Annotated in this window: 22 protein-coding genes; 13 read left to right on the plus strand and 9 right to left on the minus strand. The window is 67.0% G+C overall.

Going from position 1 to position 21,600, the window contains the following annotated elements; genetic code table 11:
* Positions 1-12: 12 nt before the first annotated feature.
* On the minus strand, positions 13-402 hold the full coding sequence (locus SARO_RS20920) for a hypothetical protein (RefSeq protein ID WP_143004984.1): 390 nt from the start codon (positions 400-402) through the stop codon (positions 13-15).
* Between SARO_RS20920 and SARO_RS02860 the strand changes: the two genes are divergently transcribed.
* The gene (locus SARO_RS02860) at positions 401-2,719 is read left to right on the plus strand and encodes a CDC48 family AAA ATPase (protein WP_011444234.1); all 2,319 of its coding nucleotides are present in this window, start codon (positions 401-403) and stop codon (positions 2,717-2,719) included. The two genes, SARO_RS20920 and SARO_RS02860, sit on opposite strands and share 2 nt — an antisense overlap.
* A 75-nt stretch (positions 2,720-2,794) precedes the next feature.
* Here the strand turns inward: SARO_RS02860 and SARO_RS02865 are convergent, their stop codons facing one another.
* Positions 2,795-4,102 (minus strand): sensor histidine kinase, encoded by a 1,308-nt coding sequence (locus SARO_RS02865; protein WP_011444235.1) that lies wholly within the window; start codon positions 4,100-4,102, stop codon positions 2,795-2,797.
* 172 nt (positions 4,103-4,274) lie between these two features.
* Between SARO_RS02865 and rpmH the strand changes: the two genes are divergently transcribed.
* From rpmH to dapE, 7 genes are all read left to right on the plus strand, one after another.
* On the plus strand, positions 4,275-4,409 hold the full coding sequence (gene rpmH / locus SARO_RS02870; protein ID WP_011444236.1) for a 50S ribosomal protein L34: 135 nt from the start codon (positions 4,275-4,277) through the stop codon (positions 4,407-4,409).
* Between the two features lie 36 nt (positions 4,410-4,445).
* Positions 4,446-4,934 (plus strand): ribonuclease P protein component, encoded by a 489-nt coding sequence (gene rnpA, locus SARO_RS02875; protein ID WP_011444237.1) that lies wholly within the window; start codon positions 4,446-4,448, stop codon positions 4,932-4,934.
* Complete coding sequence (yidD, locus tag SARO_RS20515; protein WP_011444238.1) at positions 4,931-5,140, plus strand: membrane protein insertion efficiency factor YidD; 210 nt, start codon at positions 4,931-4,933, stop codon at positions 5,138-5,140. The genes rnpA and yidD overlap by 4 nt, the downstream gene beginning before the upstream one ends.
* A 64-nt stretch (positions 5,141-5,204) precedes the next feature.
* Positions 5,205-7,007 (plus strand): membrane protein insertase YidC, encoded by a 1,803-nt coding sequence (yidC, locus tag SARO_RS02885; RefSeq protein WP_011444239.1) that lies wholly within the window; start codon positions 5,205-5,207, stop codon positions 7,005-7,007.
* On the plus strand, positions 7,004-7,657 hold the full coding sequence (gene yihA, locus SARO_RS02890) for a ribosome biogenesis GTP-binding protein YihA/YsxC (RefSeq protein WP_011444240.1): 654 nt from the start codon (positions 7,004-7,006) through the stop codon (positions 7,655-7,657). The genes yidC and yihA overlap by 4 nt, the downstream gene beginning before the upstream one ends.
* Before the next feature lie 320 nt (positions 7,658-7,977).
* Positions 7,978-8,652 (plus strand): glutathione S-transferase family protein, encoded by a 675-nt coding sequence (locus SARO_RS02895; protein ID WP_011444241.1) that lies wholly within the window; start codon positions 7,978-7,980, stop codon positions 8,650-8,652.
* Positions 8,652-9,779, plus strand: coding sequence for a succinyl-diaminopimelate desuccinylase (gene dapE / locus SARO_RS02900; RefSeq protein ID WP_011444242.1), 1,128 nt, complete (start codon positions 8,652-8,654; stop codon positions 9,777-9,779). The genes SARO_RS02895 and dapE overlap by 1 nt, the downstream gene beginning before the upstream one ends.
* Here dapE and SARO_RS02905 read toward each other — a convergent pair.
* From SARO_RS02905 to SARO_RS02915, 3 genes are read right to left on the minus strand one after another with little or no spacing between them, the layout of a single operon-like run.
* Positions 9,763-10,335: a Smr/MutS family protein gene (locus SARO_RS02905; RefSeq protein ID WP_011444243.1), complete on the minus strand. Its 573-nt coding sequence runs from the start codon at positions 10,333-10,335 to the stop codon at positions 9,763-9,765. The two genes, dapE and SARO_RS02905, sit on opposite strands and share 17 nt — an antisense overlap.
* Positions 10,335-11,558 (minus strand): murein transglycosylase A, encoded by a 1,224-nt coding sequence (locus SARO_RS02910; RefSeq protein WP_011444244.1) that lies wholly within the window; start codon positions 11,556-11,558, stop codon positions 10,335-10,337. Before SARO_RS02910 ends, SARO_RS02905 begins: the two co-directional genes overlap by 1 nt.
* 8 nt (positions 11,559-11,566) lie before the next feature.
* Positions 11,567-12,259, minus strand: coding sequence for a Tim44/TimA family putative adaptor protein (locus SARO_RS02915; protein WP_041550655.1), 693 nt, complete (start codon positions 12,257-12,259; stop codon positions 11,567-11,569).
* A 285-nt stretch (positions 12,260-12,544) separates the two neighbouring features.
* Here SARO_RS02915 and secB point away from each other — a divergent pair, with 285 nt between their 5' ends.
* The 4 genes from secB to SARO_RS02935 all read left to right on the plus strand — a co-directional run bounded on the left by secB (position 12,545) and on the right by SARO_RS02935 (position 16,568).
* Positions 12,545-13,066 (plus strand): protein-export chaperone SecB, encoded by a 522-nt coding sequence (secB, locus tag SARO_RS02920; protein WP_041550025.1) that lies wholly within the window; start codon positions 12,545-12,547, stop codon positions 13,064-13,066.
* Between the two features lie 30 nt (positions 13,067-13,096).
* On the plus strand, positions 13,097-14,668 hold the full coding sequence (gene murJ, locus SARO_RS02925) for a murein biosynthesis integral membrane protein MurJ (protein WP_011444248.1): 1,572 nt from the start codon (positions 13,097-13,099) through the stop codon (positions 14,666-14,668).
* A gap of 11 nt (positions 14,669-14,679) precedes the next feature.
* A complete protein-coding gene (trpS, locus tag SARO_RS02930; protein ID WP_011444249.1) occupies positions 14,680-15,699 on the plus strand; it encodes a tryptophan--tRNA ligase in 1,020 nt (339 codons plus the stop codon).
* A 170-nt stretch (positions 15,700-15,869) separates the two neighbouring features.
* Positions 15,870-16,568, plus strand: coding sequence for a DUF4136 domain-containing protein (locus tag SARO_RS02935; RefSeq protein ID WP_011444250.1), 699 nt, complete (start codon positions 15,870-15,872; stop codon positions 16,566-16,568).
* Positions 16,569-16,636: 68 nt separating this feature from the next.
* Here SARO_RS02935 and dut read toward each other — a convergent pair whose 3' ends face one another.
* Together dut and coaBC are read right to left on the minus strand one after the other, a co-directional pair.
* Positions 16,637-17,104: a dUTP diphosphatase gene (gene dut / locus SARO_RS02940; protein ID WP_041550027.1), complete on the minus strand. Its 468-nt coding sequence runs from the start codon at positions 17,102-17,104 to the stop codon at positions 16,637-16,639.
* Entirely contained in the window at positions 17,091-18,278 is a 1,188-nt protein-coding gene (gene coaBC / locus SARO_RS02945) for a bifunctional phosphopantothenoylcysteine decarboxylase/phosphopantothenate--cysteine ligase CoaBC (protein ID WP_011444252.1), read from the minus strand. Before coaBC ends, dut begins: the two co-directional genes overlap by 14 nt.
* 104 nt (positions 18,279-18,382) lie before the next feature.
* Here coaBC and SARO_RS02950 point away from each other — a divergent pair, with 104 nt between their 5' ends.
* On the plus strand, positions 18,383-18,781 hold the full coding sequence (locus SARO_RS02950; RefSeq protein ID WP_011444253.1) for a hypothetical protein: 399 nt from the start codon (positions 18,383-18,385) through the stop codon (positions 18,779-18,781).
* A 4-nt stretch (positions 18,782-18,785) separates the two neighbouring features.
* Here the strand turns inward: SARO_RS02950 and SARO_RS02955 are convergent, their stop codons facing one another.
* Together SARO_RS02955 and ubiB are read right to left on the minus strand one after the other, a co-directional pair.
* Complete coding sequence (locus SARO_RS02955) at positions 18,786-19,892, minus strand: acyltransferase family protein (protein ID WP_049759294.1); 1,107 nt, start codon at positions 19,890-19,892, stop codon at positions 18,786-18,788.
* Positions 19,893-20,039: 147 nt separating this feature from the next.
* Positions 20,040-21,599 (minus strand): 2-polyprenylphenol 6-hydroxylase, encoded by a 1,560-nt coding sequence (ubiB, locus tag SARO_RS02960; protein ID WP_011444255.1) that lies wholly within the window; start codon positions 21,597-21,599, stop codon positions 20,040-20,042.
* Position 21,600 lies beyond the last annotated feature (1 nt).

Here is a 21,600-nt window from a genome sequence, read left to right on the forward strand (position 1 = left end):
TTGTGCACTGCGTCATGCGTGACTGCGCTGCGTGCCTGCAATCAATTGCGAACCGAACGGTCCTGTCTGGTTACGTCTGAAACAACCGAGAATTTCCAGTATTTCAGCTATTTGACCCATAAATTGCAAAAACTGCAACGAGGATTTCTCATTTCGCACTTGCACAAAAACAGGGTGCGTTGCATACAGATTCTGCCTTTCAGGCATCCTCTCCCAAAACTTTCCGACCCGGCGGGCAACTGCCGGGTCTTTTTTTTGTTCGCGTTCCGGACCCGCATTGCGCGTACCTGTCGGGCTCGTCACCGGGCGGTTCGCAACCAACCTGCTTCTCCAGCGTTTGAAATCCCGCCCGCCGGTTCCCACATCGGTTCTTGTCGGCAGTTCAAGGGGAAATTCACTCATGGCAGATGCGGCAACCGAAGCCCGGACCGAGGGGCGCACCGTGCGCCTGCAGGTGGCGGGCGCCCGCCAGGAAGAAAGCGGCCACGGCATCGCTCGCATCAGCCGGCATGTCATGTCGCAGCTCGGCGTGACCGAAGGCGACGTGATCGAGATCGTCGGCAAGCGCGCCACCGCCGCGCGGGTCATCCAGCCCTATCCCGAGGACGAGGGCCTCGAACTCATTCGCCTCGACGGGCTCCAGCGCGCCAACGCCGATGTCGGCTCGGGCGAGCATGTCGAAGTGCGCAAGATCGATTCGCGCCCCGCCCAGCGCGTCGTCTTCGCGCCGGCGCAGAAGGACCTGCGCCTCCAGGGCCCGGCGGTTGCGCTCAAGCGCAATTTCGCGGGGCGCCCGCTGGTCACCGGCGACCTCGTCGCGACGGCGGGGCAGCAGCAGGTCAACCGCACCGACATGCCGCCGCAACTGCGCCAGATGCTCAATGCGCCGGCGTTTGCGCTCACCCAGATCCGCCTCACCGTCGTCTCGACCAGCCCCAAGGGCGTGGTCCACATCGACGAGAACACCGAGGTCGAGTTGCGCCCCGAATACGAGGAGCCGCGCAGCTCGCGCGCCGACGTCAACTACGACGACGTTGGCGGCATGGGCGATACCATCCGCCAGCTCCGCGAGATGGTCGAGCTGCCGCTGCGCTATCCCGAACTCTTCACCCGCCTCGGCGTCGATCCGCCCAAGGGGGTGCTTCTCCATGGCCCGCCGGGCACCGGCAAGACCCGCCTCGCCCGCGCCGTCGCGAACGAGAGCGACGCCTCGTTCTTCACCATCAACGGGCCCGAGATCATGGGCTCGGCCTATGGCGAGAGCGAGAAGCGCCTGCGCGAGGTGTTCGAGGAGGCAACCGCCAACTCGCCGTCGATCATCTTCATCGACGAGATCGATTCGATCGCGCCCAAGCGCAGCGAAGTTCACGGCGAGGCCGAGAAGCGCCTCGTCGCGCAGCTCCTCACGCTGATGGACGGCCTGCACAGCCGCTCGAACCTGGTCGTCATCGCCGCCACCAACCGGCCCGACGCGATCGACGAGGCCTTGCGCCGTCCCGGTCGCTTCGACCGCGAGATCGTCGTCGGCGTTCCGGACGAAAGCGGCCGGCGCGAGATCCTCGGCATCCACACCCGCGGGATGCCGCTGGCCGAGGATGTCGACCTCCAGGAGCTTGCCCGCACCACGCACGGCTTCGTCGGCGCGGATCTTGCGGCTCTTGCCCGCGAAGCCGCGATCGAGGCTGTCCGCCGCATCATGCCGCGGCTCGATTTCGAACAGCAGACCATTCCTCAGGACGTCCTCGACAGCCTGCGGGTGGAACGCGACGATTTCCTCGAGGCACTGAAGCGCGTTCAGCCCTCGGCCATGCGCGAAGTCATGGTCCAGGCTCCGACCATCGGCTGGGCCGACATCGGCGGTCTGGACGAAGCGCAGGAAAAGCTGCGCGAAGGCGTCGAGCTGCCGCTGAAGAACCCCGAGGCCTTCCACCGCCTCGGCATCCGGCCGGCCAAGGGCTTCCTGCTCTATGGTCCGCCCGGCACCGGCAAGACCCTGCTGGCCAAGGCCGTGGCGAAGGAGGCGGAAGCCAACTTCATCGCGATCAAGTCGTCCGACCTCCTGTCCAAGTGGTACGGGGAGAGCGAACAGCAGATCGCGCGCCTCTTCGCCCGCGCCCGCCAGGTCGCGCCTTGCGTGGTATTCATCGACGAGATCGACAGCCTCGTCCCCGCGCGCGGCAGCGGGCAGGGCGAACCCAACGTCACAGCGCGGGTGGTCAACACCATCCTTGCCGAGATGGACGGGCTGGAGGAACTGCAATCCGTCGTCCTGATCGGCGCGACCAACCGACCCAACCTCGTCGATCCTGCGCTGCTCCGTCCGGGTCGTTTCGACGAACTGGTCTATGTCGGCACGCCGAGCATGTCCGGGCGCGAGCACATCCTGGGCATCCACACCCGCAACATGCCGCTCGCCCCCGACGTGGACCTCGCCCTGGTCGCCCGCGCGACCGACCGCTTCACCGGCGCCGATCTCGAGGACGTGGTGCGCCGGGCGGGCCTGAACGCCATCCGTCGCGGCGGCGGCAACGTCGATCAGGTCAAAGCTTCCGACTTCGACGAAGCCCTCGAAGACTCGCGCGCCACGGTGACCGAGCAGATGGAGGAAGAGTACGGCCGGATGAAGGGCGAACTGAAGAAGCGCGCGATGAACCCCGGTCCGCTCGGCTTCATCGTTCCCGGCATGGTCCAGCCGACGCGCGAATCGAAGCACGGCTGACGCCATGCGTTGCATTGTCGTTGCGAACCCGGCCACCCGGCCCGGTTCGCACCGACGCTCGCAACGACCAGTGCCTCAGTCCTCGGCGCCCTCCAGCGCAAAGTCCATTTCCACCACGATCCCGCGCACATCGAAGCGGCGCGCGATGGTTCCGCCAAGCTGGCGCTCGGACGAGCGGATCAATGCCGATCCGAAGCCCTCGCGTCCCGGCTTCGCGGCTGTCGCGCTTTCGCCTGCGGCCAGTTCCTCCCACAGCACTTTCGCGCGCGAGCCCTCGCGGCTCCACCGCACCCGCACAAGCCCGCCGGGCTGCGACCATGCACCGTACTTGACCGCGTTGGTCACCAGTTCGTGCAGCACCAGCCCCAGTGGGACGGCATGCTTGCCCGGCAGGACAAGCTCCTCGCCGGCCAGTTCGCATCGCTCCGAGGACGAACGATAGGGCGCGATGGCCTTGCCGACGAGGTCCGCGAAGTCGACCGTCTGGTCCTTGCCGGTGCCCTGCGTCACTTCGTGCGCGGTAACCAGGGCGTGGATGCGCTTGGCGATGCGGTCCACCGCGGGCGCTGCTGCGGCATCGCCGCGCGCGCTCATCTTCACGATGGCCAGAATCACCGCGAAGAGGTTCTTCACCCGGTGGTTGAGTTCCTTGGCGAGAAGGTCCGCTCGGTCGCGCGCCTCGGCGATCGCCGCCGCGCCCTCGGCCAGGGCCTCTGCCTCTGCCTTGCGGATCGCCTGCCACAGGCCCAGCGCCAGCGCGCAGACGATGACAACGAACAGCGCGGCCAGCGAAGGCAGGATCTTGGCCTCGGCCGCCGCCGCGCGCTGCACGGCCTGCTCCAGCCTGATGCGCTCGATGTCCTCGAGCTTGGCGACGGCACGGCGCAGCCCGTTCATGGCAAGCTGGCCTTCGTCGGAAAGCAGCCGTGCGTGGGCGTCGGGAATGCGGCGTTCCTCGACCAGCCGGACGACGCCCGCCATTTCCGCCCACTTGGCATCGCCCAGCCGCGAGATCTCGCCCACCAGCAGCGCCTGCTCCTCGGGCAGTTCCCCGCCCATCTTCTCGCGCAGGCGCCGGATCTCGATGGAATAGCGCTCCTGCCCTTCGCGGTAGGGTGCCAGATACCGGGTGTCGCTGGTGATGAAGTAGCCGCGCTGCCCGGTCTCGCCGTTCATCGTCGCGCGGATGATTTCGTCCAGCGAGGCAAGTATGCCGCTGGTGCGCGCCGCCTGCTCGCGCTGGGTGCGCTCGGCCTCGACCGTGGCGATGATGAGCGAGAACGTCCCGAGCAGGGCCAGGGCCACCACGGCGAACAACGCAAGCGTGGGAATGCGCGGGGCGCGCTGCCACCAGAGCACGCGGGATTGGGTTTCCCTTTTCATCGGGCGTGACTAACCGCTAAGCGGGAAGGGGGCAACGTATTGAAGCGGCCCCGGCAATCGCCGCAGGGTTGACGCGAACCGCCCCTTCGCCTATCGGCCACGGCCTGATTCCGGCCCGTCGCTTTCGCGGCGGCGGATGCCAGTTCACAGATTCGAATAGAAGAGAAAACCGATGAAGCGCACTTTCCAGCCCAGCCGTCTCGTGCGTGCCCGCCGCCACGGTTTCCGCGCCCGTACCGCCACCGTTGGCGGCCGCAAGGTGCTGGCCGCTCGCCGCGCGCGTGGCCGCAAGAAGCTGTCGGCCTGAAGCTGACAGCATAAATCCGGCAGGGGCTGGCGCGGGGTGACCCGAATCGCCACCATCCGGAAACGGGCGGACTTCGTTGCCGCCAACCGCGGGATCCGGGTCGCAAGGCCCGGATTCGTGCTGTTGGTGAACCGCGTCGCGAAGCCGGGCGATGATGCGTCCGTTGCTGATGCCGAGATGCGATTCGGCGTCACCGTCACCAAGAAGATCGGCAATGCGGTCGTCCGCAACCGAATGAAACGCCGTTTCCGCGCGCTCCTGCGCGAGGCGTTGCCGACCGGTGGCATCCCCGGCGCGGACCACGTGATGATCGGCCGCGAAGGCGGCGTCGAGCGCGACTTTGCGCTGCTGCGCGAGGAACTTGCCGTTGCGCTTTCCCGCGCCGCTGCCGGCAAGGGCGATCCGCCGCGCAAGCGTTCCGGCCCCCGCGTCCATCACGGACGCGGCAAAGGCGAAGGTCAGGGCCAAGGTCAGGGCCAGCGTCAGGACCAAGGCCAGAGCCAGGGTCCGGGGCCGAACAAGTGAAGCGCCTCCTCATCCTCATCGCCCGGGCTTGGCAACTCGGGCCTTCGCGGGTGCTCCCGCCCTCGTGCCGCTACAGCCCTTCCTGCTCGCAATATGCGATCGAAGCGCTGGAAAAGCATGGCGCGATTAAGGGTGGCTGGCTGGCAGCGAAGCGGCTATTGCGCTGCCATCCGTGGGGTGGGCACGGCTACGATCCCGTTCCCTGAGCCTTCCCCCGAACCGAATTGAAGCCGCCTCGCGCGGGCATTGACTGACAGGACGCGAAACACGGTGCAGAATCAGCGCAACCTCATCATGGCAGTGGTCCTTACCGGCATCCTGCTGCTCGGCTGGGACGTCGCGATGCGCTGGTTCTACCCGCAGCCGGCGCAAAAGCCCAAGGTCGAAGCCGCCGCATCGGCAGAACCCGCCAATGGCGAAAAGCCCAAGCGCACGCGCGAAGGCGGCCTCCAGAACGCGGGCGACATCGCGCTCGAGAAGAAGGACCTGGCCCAGGAACTGGCGGCCGGTCACCGCATCGCCATCGATGCGCCGGGCCTCAAGGGCTCGATCAATCTCAAGGGTGCGCTGGTCGATGACGTGACGCTCGCGCGCCACCGTGAAGGCGTGGACAGGAACAGCGCTCCCGTGCGCCTGTTCTCGCCCGCTGGCACCCCCGCGCAGCACTTTGCCCAGATCGGCTGGGTCGGTGAAGGCGTCGCAGCGCCCGATGCCAACACCATGTGGCAGGCCGATGGCGCGAAGCTTACCCCCCAGACTCCGGTCACGCTGCGCTGGACCAACGCTTCGGGACAGACCTACTCGATCCGCTATGCGATCGACGGCGACTACATGATCACGGCGACGCAGGGCGTCGCCAACACCGGTCCCGCGCCGGTCGTCGTCAGGCCTTTCGCGCTGGTCAACCGCACCGACAAGACCGCCAGCCTCGATACCTGGAACGTCCATTCCGGCCCGATCGGCGCGTTCGACGGCTCGGTGAACTTCGACAACAACTACTCGACCGTGGCCGAGGCCGAAGGCGGCGCGATTCCCTTCAAGGGCACCGCCAACTGGATCGGCTTTACCGACATCTACTGGCTCTCGGCGCTGATCCCCGATGCCAATGCCAAGGCAGAAGCCGCGTTCCGCTCGCTCGGCCAGGGCGTCTATCGCGCCGATCTCATCTATCCGTCGGTCTCGATCGCGCCGGGCAAGGCGCTGAGCCAGACCGTGCGTCTCTTCGCCGGCGGCAAGGAAAACGCGGTTCTCGAGAAGTACGAGGCTGCGGGCGTCACCAATTTCAGCCTGTCCATCGACTGGGGCTGGTTCCGCTGGTTCGAGAAGCCGATCTTCTGGCTGCTCGATTCGATCTTCAAGAAGGTCGGCAACTTCGGCGTCGCGATCATCCTGCTCACGCTCATCGTGCGCGGCGTGATGTTCCCGATTGCCCAGCGCCAGTTCGCCTCGATGGCGGCGATGCGCGCGCTCCAGCCCAAGATGAAGGCGATCCAGGAGCGCTACAAGGACGACAAGCAGAAGCAGCAGCAGGAAATCATGGAGCTGTACAAGCGCGAGAAGGTAAATCCTCTCGCCGGTTGCCTCCCCATCTTCCTGCAGATCCCGGTGTTCTTCGCGCTCTACAAGGTGCTGGTCCTGACCATCGAAATGCGTCACCAGCCTTTCGCGCTGTGGATCAAGGACCTTTCCGCGCCCGATCCGCTGCACGTGCTGAACCTGTTCGGCCTGCTTCCGTTCGATCCGCCCAGCTTCCTCGGCATTGGCGTGCTGGCGATCCTGCTTGGCATCACCATGTGGCTCCAGTTCAAGCTGCAACCCGCGGCAATGGACCCGGCGCAGCAGCAGGTCTTCGCGTTCATGCCGTGGATCATGATGTTCGTCATGGCCCCCTTCGCGGCCGGCCTGCTGATCTACTGGATCACCTCGAACCTGCTGACCATCGCGCAGCAGAAGTATCTCTACAGCCGCCACCCGCAGCTCAAGGCGCAGGCCGACAAGGACCAGGTCGACATCGACCGCGCCGTCACTCGTGAAAAGAAGGCGACTTCCACCCGGAAGCCGAAGGCGCGTTGACCCCCGAAGAACAAGCCGCTCACCAGGAACTGATCGAACAGGCGCGGCTGCTCTTCGCGGGCCGCGTCGAATTCCTGAAGTCCGCCCCCGCGCTCAAGTTCCTGCCCGACCCGGACGTGCCCGAGATCGCCTTCGCGGGCCGCTCCAACGTCGGCAAGTCGTCGCTTCTGAACGCGCTGACCGGGCGCAAGTCGCTTGCGCGCACTTCGGTCACGCCAGGCCGCACGCAGGAATTGAACTACTTCGAGGTCGGAGAGCCCACCCGTCTGCGGCTGGTCGACATGCCCGGCTACGGCTTTGCCAAGGCCCCGCCCAAGGTGGTCGAGACCTGGCGCCGGCTGGTCCGCGATTTCCTGCGCGGCCGCGTCGTTCTCAAGCGCACCTTGCTGCTGATCGACAGCCGGCATGGCGTGAAGCCGGTCGATGACGACATGATGCAGATGCTCGACGAAGCGGGCGTTGGCTATCGCATCGTCCTGACCAAGGCCGACAAGATCAAGGCCAGCGAACTGGAGAAGGTGACGGCAGAGACCATCGCCGCCGCCCGCAAGCGCACCGCCGCCTATCCCGAGATCATCGTCACCTCCTCGGAAAAGAAGATGGGCATCGAGGAACTGCGCGCTGCCGTCCTCCAGGACGCGATGGGCTAGGGTCAGGCCGGCCTGTCTGGCCGCCTTCGACAAGTCCAGTACAGCCATTCCGGCGCAATTCGCACTGTCCTACAGCTGGCGCGCGGCTCCACCGTCCGCGCGCCATGTCCCGCCGCGCTCATCTCCCGCCGATCCCCCGCAACGCCATCACGCGCTGTGGAACTTCCGCGCCCCCGCTCACCGAAGCGCGCCTTCGCGAAGCGCTCGCGAAGGTCGCGGGGTTAACTTCCCTGGACACTGTAAACTGCGTAAACCTGTTCATGCTCGACAGCAGCAACCTGAACGGCTACGCGCCCCGGAGGCGTAACAGGGCGAATGCGATGAAGCTGATCATCGGCAACAAGAACTACTCCAGCTGGTCCTTGCGCGGCTGGCTGGCTGCCAAGCAATCGGGCCTCCACTTCGAGGAAATCACCGTCCCGCTCTATGGCGAGGACTGGGACGAGGCCCGCCGTGCCGACGATCTCGCTCCGTCCTCGGGCAAGGTGCCGATCCTGTGGGACGGCGAAGGCCCAGACGCTCCCGTCGTGTGGGACAGCCTCGCGATCATCGACTACCTCGCCGACAAGGTCGGGCGCGACCGCTTCTGGCCCAAGGACGAGACCGCGCGCGCCATGGCTCGCTCGATGGTCGCGGAAATGCATTCCAGCTACCTGCCGCTGCGCCGCAACCTGCCGATGAACATCCGCAAGCGTGTCGAAGCCATCGAGATCAAGCCCGAGGTCCGCGCCGACATCGTGCGCATCCTCTCGCTCTGGGCCGAGGCGCGCGCGCGCTTCGGCAAGGGCGGGCCGTTCCTGTTCGGCACCTTCTGCGCCGCCGACATCATCTACGCCCCGGTCGTCTCGCGCTTCATGACCTATGGCGTGCCCGTCCCCGGCTTCGCCATGACCTATATGGAAGCGGTCTGGACCCACGACTGGATGCAGGCCTGGATCGAGGCGGCCGAGCACGAGGACTGGACGATCGAACAGTTCGAGGAGCCCGCGCGCTGATGACCGACCTTGATCCCGTCGTCCTGGCCGAACGGCTGATCGACTGCCCCAGCATCACGCCGGCCACCGGCGCGGTTTTCGATTGCCTCCAGGCCATGCTCGAACCGCTCGGTTTCGCGATCCACCGCTTCGTCGCGGGCGAAGCGCCCGACGGTCCGGTCGAGAATCTCTTCGCCATCCGCAAGGGCCCCGAAGGCGCGCGCCACTTCGCCTTTGCCGGCCACCTTGACGTCGTCCCGCCAGGCGAGGGCTGGACGTCCGGCCCGTTCAAGGCAGAGCGCCGGGGCGAACTGCTCTACGGGCGCGGCGCGGTCGACATGAAGGGTTCGATCGCCGCGATGGTCGCAGCCGTGGCCGAAATTCCGGCGGACGCGGGCACGCTCAGCTTCATCATCACCGGCGACGAGGAAGGCCCCGCCCGCTACGGCACCGTCCCCCTCATCGACCTCATCCGCCAGCTCGGGGCCGAGCCGGACCTTTGCCTGGTGGGCGAGCCCACGTCGGTCCACCGCCTGGGAGACATGGTGAAGATCGGGCGGCGCGGTTCGGTCAACATGTGGATCGCCTGCAAGGGCGCGCAGGGCCATGTCGCCTATCCCCACCTGGCCGACAACCCGATCCCCCGCCTCGTCGCGCTGCTGGCAGATCTCGATGCGCTCGTGCTCGACGGCGGCACCGAGTGGTTCCAGCCTTCCAACCTCGAGATCACCGACCTCGAGGTCGGCAATCCCGCCACCAACGTCATCCCCGCCGAAGCCCGCGCGCGCATCTCGATCCGCTTCAATGACCGCCATACCGGCGCCGAGCTGGTCGCCAGGGTCGAGGAGATCGCCCATCGCCACAAGGGCGAGGTCCGCGCGGTCATCTCGGGCGAGAGTTTCATCACCCTGCCCGGCGCCTTTTCCGCGATGATCGCCGATGCGGTGAAGGCCGAAACCGGGCTCGATCCCGAACTGTCCACCAGCGGCGGCACGTCCGACGCTCGCTTCCTGCGCGCGGTCTGCCCGGTCGTCGAGTTCGGCCTGTGCAACGCCACGATGCACAAGAAGGACGAGGCCGTCGCTATGGAAGACCTCCGCGTCCTCCAGCGCATCTACCGGCGGATTGCCCTCAGCGCCCTTTCCTGAGCACGATGTAGACCGCGCCCGCCCCGCCGTGCCGAGGCTGGGCAGGGCGTACGGCGGCGATGTTCGATGCGTGAGCGCTGTGCGCCAGCCAGTCGAGCAGCTTGGCCCGGATCGCCCCGCGCCGCGAACCGCGCAGGTCGTGTTCGTCGTGCGGGCGGTGCTTGCCCGCGATCAGCAGGATCACCCGCGCGCCCATCGCCAGCGCCTGCGCGATGCCGCCGGTCAGCCGGGCGTGGGCCGCGTCGAGGCCGAGGCCGTGCAGGTCGATGGTCACGTCCGGCACGATCGCGCCGCGCGCCAGCTTGCGGTCCCAGCTCGAATCGAGGCCATGGCTTTCCAGCGGGCGCTTGATCGGGGTCGGCGCGGGGGCGGGAAGCGGCGGCGGCACGCGGCCTTTGATCCGCCTGGCAGGCGGGGCGGCGACTGCCACGTCGGTTGCGGGCACTGCCGCCACGGCACGCGCCTTGGGGCGGGCGGGATGCATGGGCTTGATCGTCGCGGCGACCTTCTCCCACAGCTCCGCCTCGTCCGGCGAAAGGCCGCGCGGCGCGCGCATCAGCGCTGGTTCAGACGCTCGAGCGTCCCCTTCGGCAGGAGGAGCAGCGCGCGGCCGCGCGCGCTCATGCCGCCCGCGACCTGCCGTGCCTCCGCGCCGGCGCCCCAGAAGCTGTCGAAGCGGTTGGCGCCCTGGATCGCCCCTCCGGTGTCCTGCGCCACCCACAGCCCGCTCGCCTCCGTCCGGTCAAGCTGGAGCCAGACCGGCGCGCCCAGCGGCACGAAGGCGGGGTCGACCGCCACCGTCGAGCGGCCCGAAATGGGCACGTTGAGCGCGCCCACGGGGCCGGGCCCGGTCAGCTCGCGGAAGAACACATAGCTGCGGTTCTGGCGCATCAGCGCGCGGCCGGCTTCGGGATAGTCGCGCAGGTACTGCTGGATGCCCTGCATCGAACCGGGATATTGCCCCGGCTGGCTGCCGATCAGTCCGCGCTCGCGCATGAGCGAGCCGATGCCGGAATAGGGATGGCCGTTCTGCGCGGCAAAACCGATGCGGATCACGCTGCCGTCGGGCGCGCGCAGGCGGCCCGAGCCCTGGATCTGGAGGAAGAACAGTTCGACCGGGTCTGCCGCCCAGGCAATCTCCAGTCCCTTTTCGGCCAGTGCCCCGTCCTCGATCTGGCCGCGGTCGTAGTAGGGCACGAACACGCCCGCGTCGTCATAGCGACCGAGTGGCATCTTGCCGTCGGGCAGCGGTTGCGCATCGCCCGGCCTTGCCCGCACCAGATCGGGCGGCATAGCATAGACGGGAATGTCGTAACCGGGCTGGCGGGTGCGCACGCCCGCGATCTCCGGTTCGAAGTACCCGGTGACGAAGGCATTGCCGTCGCCCACCTCGGCGGTTTCGAAATAGGTCGAGAAGAACCGCGCCGCCTCGCCTTCGGGCCAGCCCGGTGCCGCGGCACAGGCCGGGGCCCAGTCGGCGGGGACGGTCAGCCCTGAATTGTCAGTGCGCTTCGTCAGGCGCGGGCACGACTGCACGAACGAGCGCAGCGCGGCGGCTGTGTTGTCTGGCTTGAACCCCAGCCCTGCGGCAATCGGGCCACGCGTCACGCCCGTCAGCGCGGCGGTGGCCGGCTTTGCCGCCTGCGGAGGCGAGGGCGGCGTCACCGGGCGGGGCCCGCCCGATTCGGGGACCAGTCGCACGCAGCCGCCCAGCAGCGTCAGGCCGAGCAGCAGCCCGACCGAAGTGGTGGACCTGGCGGTCGATTGTCCCCCGGACACCTTGCCCCTCAGGCTTCGTCGGTCTCGTCGAGCAGCCAGTCAGGATCGCGCGAGGTCAGATCGCGGCGGAAGGTCCACAGGTCGCGCGCGTCGATAGCGTCGTCGAGCGAACCGGCGACGACATGCCCTTCGGCATTGCGCGTGACCGAAGCGATGTCGGCGAGGAAGCGGACCGCGATGCGCGCCGTCGTACCTTCGATGGAAGCACCGATGATGCGCGCTTCCTCGATGCGGATCAGGCGGGCGTCGATCGTTTCGCCGGCGTTCGCGCGGGCGTCGATGGCCGAGGCAAAGCCTTCATAGACGTCGGCGTCGCAAAGCTGGGCCAGCTCTTCCTTGTCGCCGCGCCAGAACGCTTCGAGGATCATGCCGTAGGCGCCCTTGGCTCCGGCGAGGAACTGGGCCACGTCGAAGCGGCGGTCGGCAGCGATGATCGCGCGCACGCCGGCTTCGGCGCTGTTGTCGAAGGTCTGTGCTTCGGGAGCGGCCAGCTCGCGCGGGCGGGGAGCGAGCGCACCGGTCTCTGCGCTGCGGGCATTGCCCATCGAGCCGGGCTGGTGCGGCTTGGCAGAGGGATCGGGCTGTTCGATCCGGCGGCGCATAGGTTCCTCGTCACGCTCTGGGCGGCGGCCGAGCACCGAATAGAGGCGCAGGCCGAGGAAGGCCGCGATCATCGCCAGGATCACAATTTGAACAATCACGAGCAGGTTTCCCGAAACAGGCCGCGGCTTTTCACGGTCGCACGGCGTCATTCCAACGTGCCTCAAATAGGTACGAATTACAAATGAACAACGCGTGGATGACCCTTTGGGCGGACCACGTGGGCAAGAATCTCGCCGGGGCGTTGCGAATCAGCCTCGCCCCGGCTGCCGCTGCTGTCGGTACGGTCCTGCGCCGCGGCGCGAAATCAAAGGCGCATTGCCCGTTCCCGGCCATGATGCTAGGCGCCCCGGTCAAGGGAAACCCGATCAGAAAGCAGTCCTACCATGGCCGACGAAGGCAACATCATCTCGAATCTGAACCTTGAAGACGGTCCCGTGCCCAACGGTGCCGACACCTCGCCTGCGATCGGTCTGATCTCGCAGTACGTTAAGGACCTTTCGGTCGAGAATCCGAATGCGCCGGAAAGCTACCAGTGGGCCGAAGCGCCCGACATGGCGGTCGATTTCAACATCTCCGCGCGCGCGATCCAGCCCGAAATCCACGAGATCGAGCTGAAGATCAACGTGACCTCCAAGGGCGCGCAGGGCACGGCGTTCATCGTCGAACTGGCGTACTGCGGCCTCATCGGCATGCGCAACGTGCCCGACGACCAGGCGCATCCGTTCCTGTTCGCCGAAGGCCCGCGCATTCTCTTCCCGTTCGCCCGCCGCATCATCGCCGATGCCGTGCGCGATGCCGGTTACCCGCCGCTGATGCTCGAACCGATCGACTTCAACGGTCTCTACATGCAGCAGCTCGCGCAGGCCCAGGCGACCGCCGAGGCGACCCCCGCAGGCGAAGCGTAAGCAGATCCCGGTGGCCTTGAAGGACCGGACGTGAACCTCCTCAAGGCCACCGGCACGATCGGCGGGCTGACCCTGCTCAGCCGCGTGCTCGGCCTCGTGCGCGACAGCCTGTTCGCGCGCTTCATCGGTGCGAGCTTTGCCTCGGACGCGTTCCTTGTCGCGTTCAGGCTGCCCAACATGTTCCGCGCCCTCTTCGCCGAGGGCGCTTTCGCATCGGCGTTCATCCCGATGTTCAACAAGCGCGTGGCGGACCCGGAAGGGAACGGCCTGCGCGACGGGCTCGACTTTGCCGAAGCGGCGCTCGCGGTGCTGCTGCCCGTGTTGATCGTGATGACCGTGCTGCTCGAGGTCTTTGCCTGGCCGGTCACGTTCGTGCTTTCGGGCAAGTTCAACGGCGTAAGTGCCGACCAGTTCGCCTATGCGGTGGAACTGTCGCGCTGGACGATCCCTTACCTCATGCTGATCAGCCTCGTCTCGCTGTTCGGCGGCATCCTCAACTCGCTGCACAAGTTCTGGGTCAACGCGGCCGCGCCCATCCTCCTGAACCTCACGCTGATCGCGGCGCTGCTGGGCTTCCATTCGGACGATCCGCTGGTGACCGCGCGCAACCAGGCCATAGCGGTGTCGGTTTCGGGTGCGCTCCAGCTGTTCTGGCTGGCCTGGGCCTGCCGGCGCAATGGCGTGCGCCTCAGGCTGCGACGCCCGCGCCTCTCGCCCGAGGTCAAGCAACTGCTCAAGCTGATCTGGCCGGCGGCGGCGGGCGCGGGGGCGGTGCAGATCAACCTCGTGATCTCGACCGCGCTGGCTGCATCGCTGCTCGACCACGGCAGCGTGACCTACATCTACATGGCCGACCGGCTCAACCAGCTGCCGCTCGGCCTGATCGGCATCGGTCTTGGCACGGTGCTGCTGCCGACCATCTCGCGCCAGCTGGGCGGGGGCGAGGACGCAGCGGCGATGGAGACGCAGAACCGGGGCATGGAACTGGCGCTGCTGCTGACCCTGCCCGCCACGGTCGCGCTCGTGCTGTGCGGCGAACCGATCGCCGCTGCACTGTTCGGCTATGGCAAGTTCGATGCGCTCGACACGCACTATACCGCGCAGGCGCTCGCCGCCTTCTCGATCGGCCTGCCGAGCTACATCCTGGTCAAGGTGCTGACGCCCGGCTTCTATGCGCGGCAGGACACGAAGACACCGGTTCGCTTCGCCACGATCTCGATGGTGGTGAACCTTGTCGGCAACCTCGCGCTGATCGTTCCGCTGCGGCACATGGGGCCGCCGCTGGCAACGGCAATCGCCTCGACCGTCAATGTCTGGCTGCTCTATCGCACGCTGGTGAAGCGCGGGCACTTCGTGGCCGATGCGCGGCTCAGGCGCCGGGCCTGGCGGCTTGCGCTGGCGGCCGCCGCGATGGGCGGCATGCTGTGGGCAGGGCAGGGACTGGTCATGCCGTGGGTCCACGGCACCTGGACCGTGCGCATCGCCGCGATGGGCGGACTGGTCACTGCGGGGGTGGTCGTCTATGGGCTAGCCGCCGTCCTGACCGGGGCTTTCCGGGCAGGCGACCTCAAGCTTCTCCTGCGGCGCGGCCGCACCAACTGAAGGCAAGCAGAATGCGTATCGTTTCCGGTATCCAGCCCACGGGCAATCTCCACCTCGGCAACTACCTGGGTGCGATCCGGAACTGGGTGCGCATGCAGGACGAGTGGTCGGCCAAGGGCGGAGAATGCCTCTATTTCCTGGCGGACCTCCATGCCATCTCCATGCCGCACAGCCCCGCCGAACTCGCCGCCAACACGCGTGAGATGGTGGCGGCGCTGGTTTCCTGCGGAATCGATCCCGACAAGTCCGTCCTGTTCAACCAGGCGCAGGTCCCGGCCCATGCGGAAATGCAGTGGCTGCTGAACGGCACGGCCCGCATGGGCTGGCTGAACCGCATGACGCAGTGGAAGGACAAGGCTGGCAAGAACCGCGAGGGCGCCTCGGTCGCGCTGTTCACCTATCCGGTGCTCCAGGCCGCCGACGTGCTGCTTTACCAGGCGACGCACGTTCCGGTGGGCGAAGACCAGAAGCAGCACCTCGAACTGGCCCGCGACGTGGCGCAGAAGTTCAACAACGACTTCGCGTCGGAAGATGCGCCGGTGTTCACGCTGCCCGATCCGATCATCCCGCCCGAGGCCGCGCGAATCATGTCGCTGCGCGACGGTTCGGCCAAGATGAGCAAGTCCGACCCTTCGGACATGAGCCGCATCAACCTGACCGACGATGCCGATGCGATCATGCAGAAGGTCAGGAAGGCCAAGACCGATCCCGAGCCGCTGCCGGGCACGATGGAAGGGCTTGCGGGGCGTCCGGAAGCGAACAACCTCGTCGGCATCTACGCAGCCATGGCGGGCATTTCGCCCGCCGATGTGCTCGCCCGGTTCGAGGGCCAGGGCTTCGGCCAGTTCAAGCCGGCGCTTGGCGAACTTCTGGTCGAGAAGCTTTCGCCGATGGCCGCGCGCTATCGCGAACTGCGCGAGGACCGGGCCGCGCTCGACGCGATCCTTGCCAAGGGTGCGGAAAAGGCGCGCGCCCTGGCCGCCCCCACGCTGGCGCGGACCTATGACGCGCTGGGTCTCGTAAGAGGCTGATTTCAGTCCGGAATGGCTGGAAAATATGGCTGCCTGCAACTTATGTTGCAGGCACCATTCAACGTGCATTCAGCACCTCCCGTCCATAAGTACGGCATGCTAAGCACAGGTCGCGTCCGGTACGTTCATGGGAACGAGGTGCGGCGGACTGCGCCCAAGGAGTCGCAAGGATGAAGTCTCTTTTGCAGAACAAGCGTCGTCGTCTTGTCGGCATGGTCGCGGTTCCGCTGATGCTGGCCGCGCTCGGCGGCTGCGCATCGCCCTTCAATGCCAACGTGAAGCGTTTCCAGACCCAGCTTCCCGCGCCGCAGGGCCAGACCTTCGCGGTCGTGGCCGAGGATCCCAAGGATGCCGGCGGTCTCGAGTTCTCGCAATACGCCTCGCTGGTCGCGGGGCAGATGCAGAAGCTCGGCTACAGCCCGGCCAGCCCCGAGAGCGCCGACCTGATCGTGCGCTTCGACTATGGCGTGGACCAGGGCCGTGACCGCCTGCGCGAGACGGGCTTCAACGATCCGTTCTGGGGGCCGTGGTACGGTCCCGGATACAACGGTTACTGGGGTCGCCCGGCATTCTACGGCCGTCGCGGCTGGGGCTATGGATGGTACGATCCGTTCTTCTGGGGCCCGGGCAACAGCGGGGTCGAGGTGACCACCGTCTACACCAGCGGGATCGACATGAAGATCGACCGCCGCGTCGATGGCCAGCGCCTGTTCGAGGGCAAGGCCGAGGCGGCTTCTCAGTCGAACCGGCTGTCCTACCTGGTGCCGAACCTTGTCGAGGCGATGTTTACCGATTTCCCCGGGCACAACGGTGAAACCGTAAGGATTTCAATCGCTCCCGAGAAGAAGACGGTCAAGAAGGTCAATTGACCCGAACGGCACCTGAAAGCACCTGAACATACACGAAGGGGCCCGGCGGCGACGCGGGGCCCCTTTTTTCAGCCCTTGAGAGCCGCGAGGCCGCCGGTCGATCCGAAGCCGCCCTCGCCCCGCTGGGTGGCGTCGAGCTCATCGACCTCGACCCACGATCCTCGCGTGACAGGTGCGACGACGAGCTGCGCCACGCGGTCCCCCCGGCGGATCGAGAAGGTTTCGGCCCCGAGGTTGATCATGATGACCTTGAGTTCGCCGCGATAGTCGCTGTCGATGGTGCCGGGCGTGTTGGGTACGGTGACCCCATGCTTGAGCGCGAGGCCCGAGCGGGGACGCACCTGGATCTCGTAACCATGCGGAATCGCGACGGAAAGGCCGGTGGCGACGGCATGGCGCCCGCCGGGAGCAAGATCCACGTCCTCGGCCGAGACCACGTCCATGCCCGCCGCGCCCTCGGTGGCGTAGGCGGGAAGGGGAAGGTCCTGCCCGTGGGGCAGGCGCTTCACGAGGACGGGGATTTCAGGAGAGGACATCGGCAATTCTTTCGATGAGCGCGGCCGCCGCCGCGTCCTTGGGCATTTCCGGGAGGCTTTCGACGCCGCTGCTGCTGACGATGTGCAAGCCGTTGATTTCACCGCCCATTGCGTGAGTGGCGACATCGTTGGCGACGATCCAGTCTGCGCCCTTGCGGGCCAGCTTGGCGCGGGCATGGTCGAGAACGTCGTTGGTCTCGGCCGCGAAGCCGACGACCAGCGGGGGGCGGCGGCCGGACTTGCAGAGCGTGGCGAGAATGTCGGGATTCTCGACGAGCTGGAGCGGCGGGACCGCGCCCGATCCGTCCTTCTTGATTTTCTGCGCGGCCTCGCCGGCGCTGCGCCAGTCGGCAACGGCCGCGACCATGATCGCGACGTCGGCGGGGAGCGCGGCATCGACCGCCGCCGCCATCTGTCGCGCCGTTTCCACGTCGATGCGCGTAACGCCTTGGGGCGTGGGGAGATTCACCGGGCCGGCGACGAGCGTGACCCTGGCCCCGGCGCGCGCGGCGGCGGCGGCGATGGCGAAGCCCTGCTTGCCGCTGGAGCGGTTGGCGATGTAGCGTACCGGGTCTATCGGTTCGTGGGTGGGGCCGGCGGTGACGAGGACGTGCCTGCCGGACAGGCGCCCGGCCGTTCCCGACATGCGGGCGATTTCGGCAAGGATGTCAGCCGGTTCCGGCAAACGGCCCGGTCCGAACTCGCCACAGGCCATCGCGCCTTCGCCCGGCTCCATCACGGCGATGCCATCGCCGCGCAGGGTGGCGACGTTGCGGCGCGTCGCGGGGTGCTGCCACATGCGCACGTTCATCGCAGGCACTGCCAGCACGGGCTTGTCGGTGGCGAGGAGCAGCGTTGTCGCCAGATCGTCGGCGATGCCGGCAGCCATGCGGGCCATGAGGTCGGCCGTGGCGGGACAGACGACGACGAGATCGGCCTGGCGCGAGAGCTGGATATGGCCCATTTCGACCTCGTTCTTGAGGTCCCAGAGCGTGGTGTGGACGGGGTTTTCGGAGAGGGCCGCCAGCGTCATCGCGGTGACGAAATGGGCGCCGCCCTCGGTCAGGACGCAAGTGACCTCGGCGCCCTCCTTGCGGATCAGGCGCACGAGTTCGCAGGCCTTGTAGGCCGCGATGCCGCCGCCGACGATGAGCAGGATGCGCTTTCCCTTCATGGCCGCGCTTGTGCAATGGCAGGCCCTCTCGCGCAATCCTTTTGCGTGTGCGGAGGCCTTGGGGCACAGTCCATCCCGGAGAAGACAAGAGGGGGATGTGACTGATGCGACTTGTCCTGACGGCGCTGGTATTCCTGGCGGGGCTGTTCGACCTGTTTCTTGCCATCGGCTTCCTGACCGGCCCCGAGCAGGCGGCGACCGGGTTCGGCATCGCGGCGACGGGCACCGGCGGAATTTCGACGATCCGGGCAGACTTCACCTCGTTCTTCGGGGTGGCGGCATTCTGCATGATGTGGGGCGCATGGCGGCGCAATGCCGACCTGCTGCTGGTGCCGGCGCTGCTGTTCGGCACGTCGTTCGTGGGCCGGGCGATCGATCTCGTCGCGTCGGGCGCCTATCCCGGCTGGCAATTGCCGATGCTGGTCGAGGCCGGGCACGTCGTGCTGCTGCTTGCCGCGTGGCGGATGCTGCCACACCACCGGCTGGACGAAATCGCCGCCTGACGGATCAGGCCCGGCGATCCTTCCACCTGCCCCAGAGCGCGAAGACCGCGCGCTGGGCGGGGCGTTCGAACCGCGCGTGGCTGACGAAGCCGGCGGCAATCGCCATCGCGACGTAGGCGAGCATGAACAAGGGCTCGCGCGCGATGTCGCGGCTGCCGAGCGTGGCGTCGATCAGCAGGACCAGCGCAAGCTGGATCGGGATGTGCCACAGGTAGATGCCATAGGAGGCATCGCCCAGCTTCTGGCCGAAACGCAGCCAGCCGCGCTCGTCCGAAAGATCGGCCGCGAGCGCCAGGAAGAGCACGGCGAAAGTGCCTGCGACGGTTGCCGCATCGCCGCCGCGATAGCTGGCCTTGAGCGCGAAGGCTATGGCCACGAGCGCCATGCCCAGCGGCAGCAGGCTGGCCGGACGCAGCCAGCCCTTGAGCGCGGCGGCATAGGTGGCGCAGCCAAGGAAGAAGTATCCGATGCAGGCGAGCACGTCCTTGTTCGGTGCCTCGTCGAGCATCAGGCCGAGCAGCAGCGTGCCGAGAGGCAGGGCCAGGAGAAGCGGTGCGCGGCGCAGCCACGGCAGGACCAGCCAGAACACGAGATAGGCGAGGATTTCAGTCGAGAGCGACCACGAGGGGCCGTTGAACGACTGGTCTTCCTGCCAGCCCCAGTACTGCATCAACGGGATCGAAAGTAGGAAGTGCTTGAGATCGTTGGTGTGATACACGAACTCGGTGCCGTGCTGCGCGACGTATGCCGCCTGAAGCAGCGCCATGAGGCCGAGTGTCAGCAGGTGCAGCGGCCAGAGCCGAGCGATGCGCGCAGGCCAGAAGCGGCTCTTCGCACTGGCATCGGCGAGATAGACGTGGGCGAAGACGAAGCCCGAGACTGCCCAGAAATACTGCACGGCGACGTGGCCGTGATCGTAGAACCAGCCCAGTGCGTCGTACCAGGGTTCGATCTTGCGGTTGACGTTGAAGTGGCGTTCGACCGGCGGCACGAAGAAGTGCTGGTAATGCCAGAACAGCACCATGACCGCCGCGAAGAGGCGCGACAGGTCGAGCGCGTGGAAGTGCCGCTTGGGCAGGCGCAGGTGGGTGAGGTCGTGGGACAGGTTCAGTTCAAACGTTCAAGACACGAACCGTCATGCTGAACTTGATTCAGCATCCATTCTGCGGCCCGCGCTGTCCGTGTGTGGGGAGAGTTGGACCCTGAAACGAGTTCAGGGTGACGATGGTTTTGCAAAGAGTGCGTCGTTTCGTGCACTTCAGCCCCACCAGCCGAGGGCGTGGGTGCCGATGACGAGGGCGCCGCCGGCAAGGAAGGCGAGGAACTGGCCAGACAAGCCGGAGCCGCGCTTGCGGCGCTTGCGCTGCCACATCAGTTCGATGCGCGGGAGCGGCGGGGCTTCGGGCGCGCCGCCCTTGGCGGGGAAGCGGTCCTCGATGCGGCGGATGAGATCGGGGATGCGCAGCAGGGTCTGCGTGTCCTCGCGGATGCGCTCGGCAATCGCGGCCTCGGGACCAAGCTCGTCGCGAATCCAGTTGCGCACGAAGGGAGCGGAGACATCCCACATGTTGATGGTCGGATCGAGCTGGGTGGCGATGCCTTCGACCATGACCATGGTCTTTTGCAGAAGCAGCAGGTGCGGCTGGGTCTGCATGTCGAAATCGCGGGTGATGGCGAAAAGGCCGTCGAGCATCTGGCCGACGGACAACTCGCTGACCGGCTTGCCGCGCATGGGTTCGCCCACGGCGCGCAGCGCGGTCGCGAATTCGTCGACCGAGTGGTAGCTCGGCACGTATTGTGCCTCGAAATGGATTTCGGCCACGCGGCGGTAGTTTCCGGTGGTGAGGCCGTAGAGAATTTCGGCCAGCCACTGGCGAGCGCGGCGGTCGATCCGGCCCATGATGCCGAAGTCGATGGCGGCAATGGTGCCGTCGGGCTGCACGAAGAGGTTGCCCTGGTGCATGTCGGCATGGAAGAATCCGCCGCTGATCGCCTGGGTCAGGAAGGCGAGGACGAGCCTCGAGGCCAGCGCCTTGCGATCGTGCCCGGCGGCTTCGAGCGCGGCAGTGTCGCTGATCTTGATGCCATCGATCCAGTCGAGCGTCATCACCCGGCCGTTGGTGCGGTCCCAGTCGATGGCGGGCACGCGGTAGCCGGCGTGGGCCTTCATCACGTCGGCCAGTTCCGATGCCGACGCGGCTTCGCGGCGCAGGTCCAGCTCGCGCACGGTCCAGCGCTTGAAATTGGCGATCACGAGACGCGGGCGCAGGCGCTCCGCCTCGCCGCCGAATGCTTCGAGATGGGCGGCGGCCCATTCGTAGGTGTCGATGTCGCGCGCGAGCTTGTCGCGCACGCCCGGGCGCAGCACCTTGACCGCGACCTTGTGGCCTTCAGTGGTGACCGCGCGGTGGACCTGCGCGATCGAGGCCGCGCCGATCGGTTCGGGATCGAACTGCGCGAAAAGGGCTTCGAGCGGCTTTTCGAATGTGCGTTCGATCTCTGCCCGGATCAGCCGGTAGTCGACCGGCGGCAGGTTGTCCTGCAGGGCCAGGAGGTTGTGCGCCGCATCCTCGCCCACAAGGTCGGGGCGGGTGGCAAGGGTCTGGCCGAGCTTGATCGCGGCGGGGCCGATAGCACGGAAGGCGCCGGCATAATCGGGATCGCGCGGCTGGATCGTGCCGAGCCGCGCAATCCGGCACAGCGTGCGCACCGGCGACGGGGTGTTCGGATCGTTCTCGATCCCGCGCAGGGCGCCATGGCGCGCGAGCGTGCGGCCCCAGCCGAGCAGCCGGCGGATGTGGGTGGCGGGGAGGGTCAAG

The sequence above is a fragment of the Novosphingobium aromaticivorans DSM 12444 genome, assembly GCF_000013325.1.
Taxonomy (GTDB): Bacteria; Pseudomonadota; Alphaproteobacteria; order Sphingomonadales; family Sphingomonadaceae; genus Novosphingobium; species Novosphingobium aromaticivorans.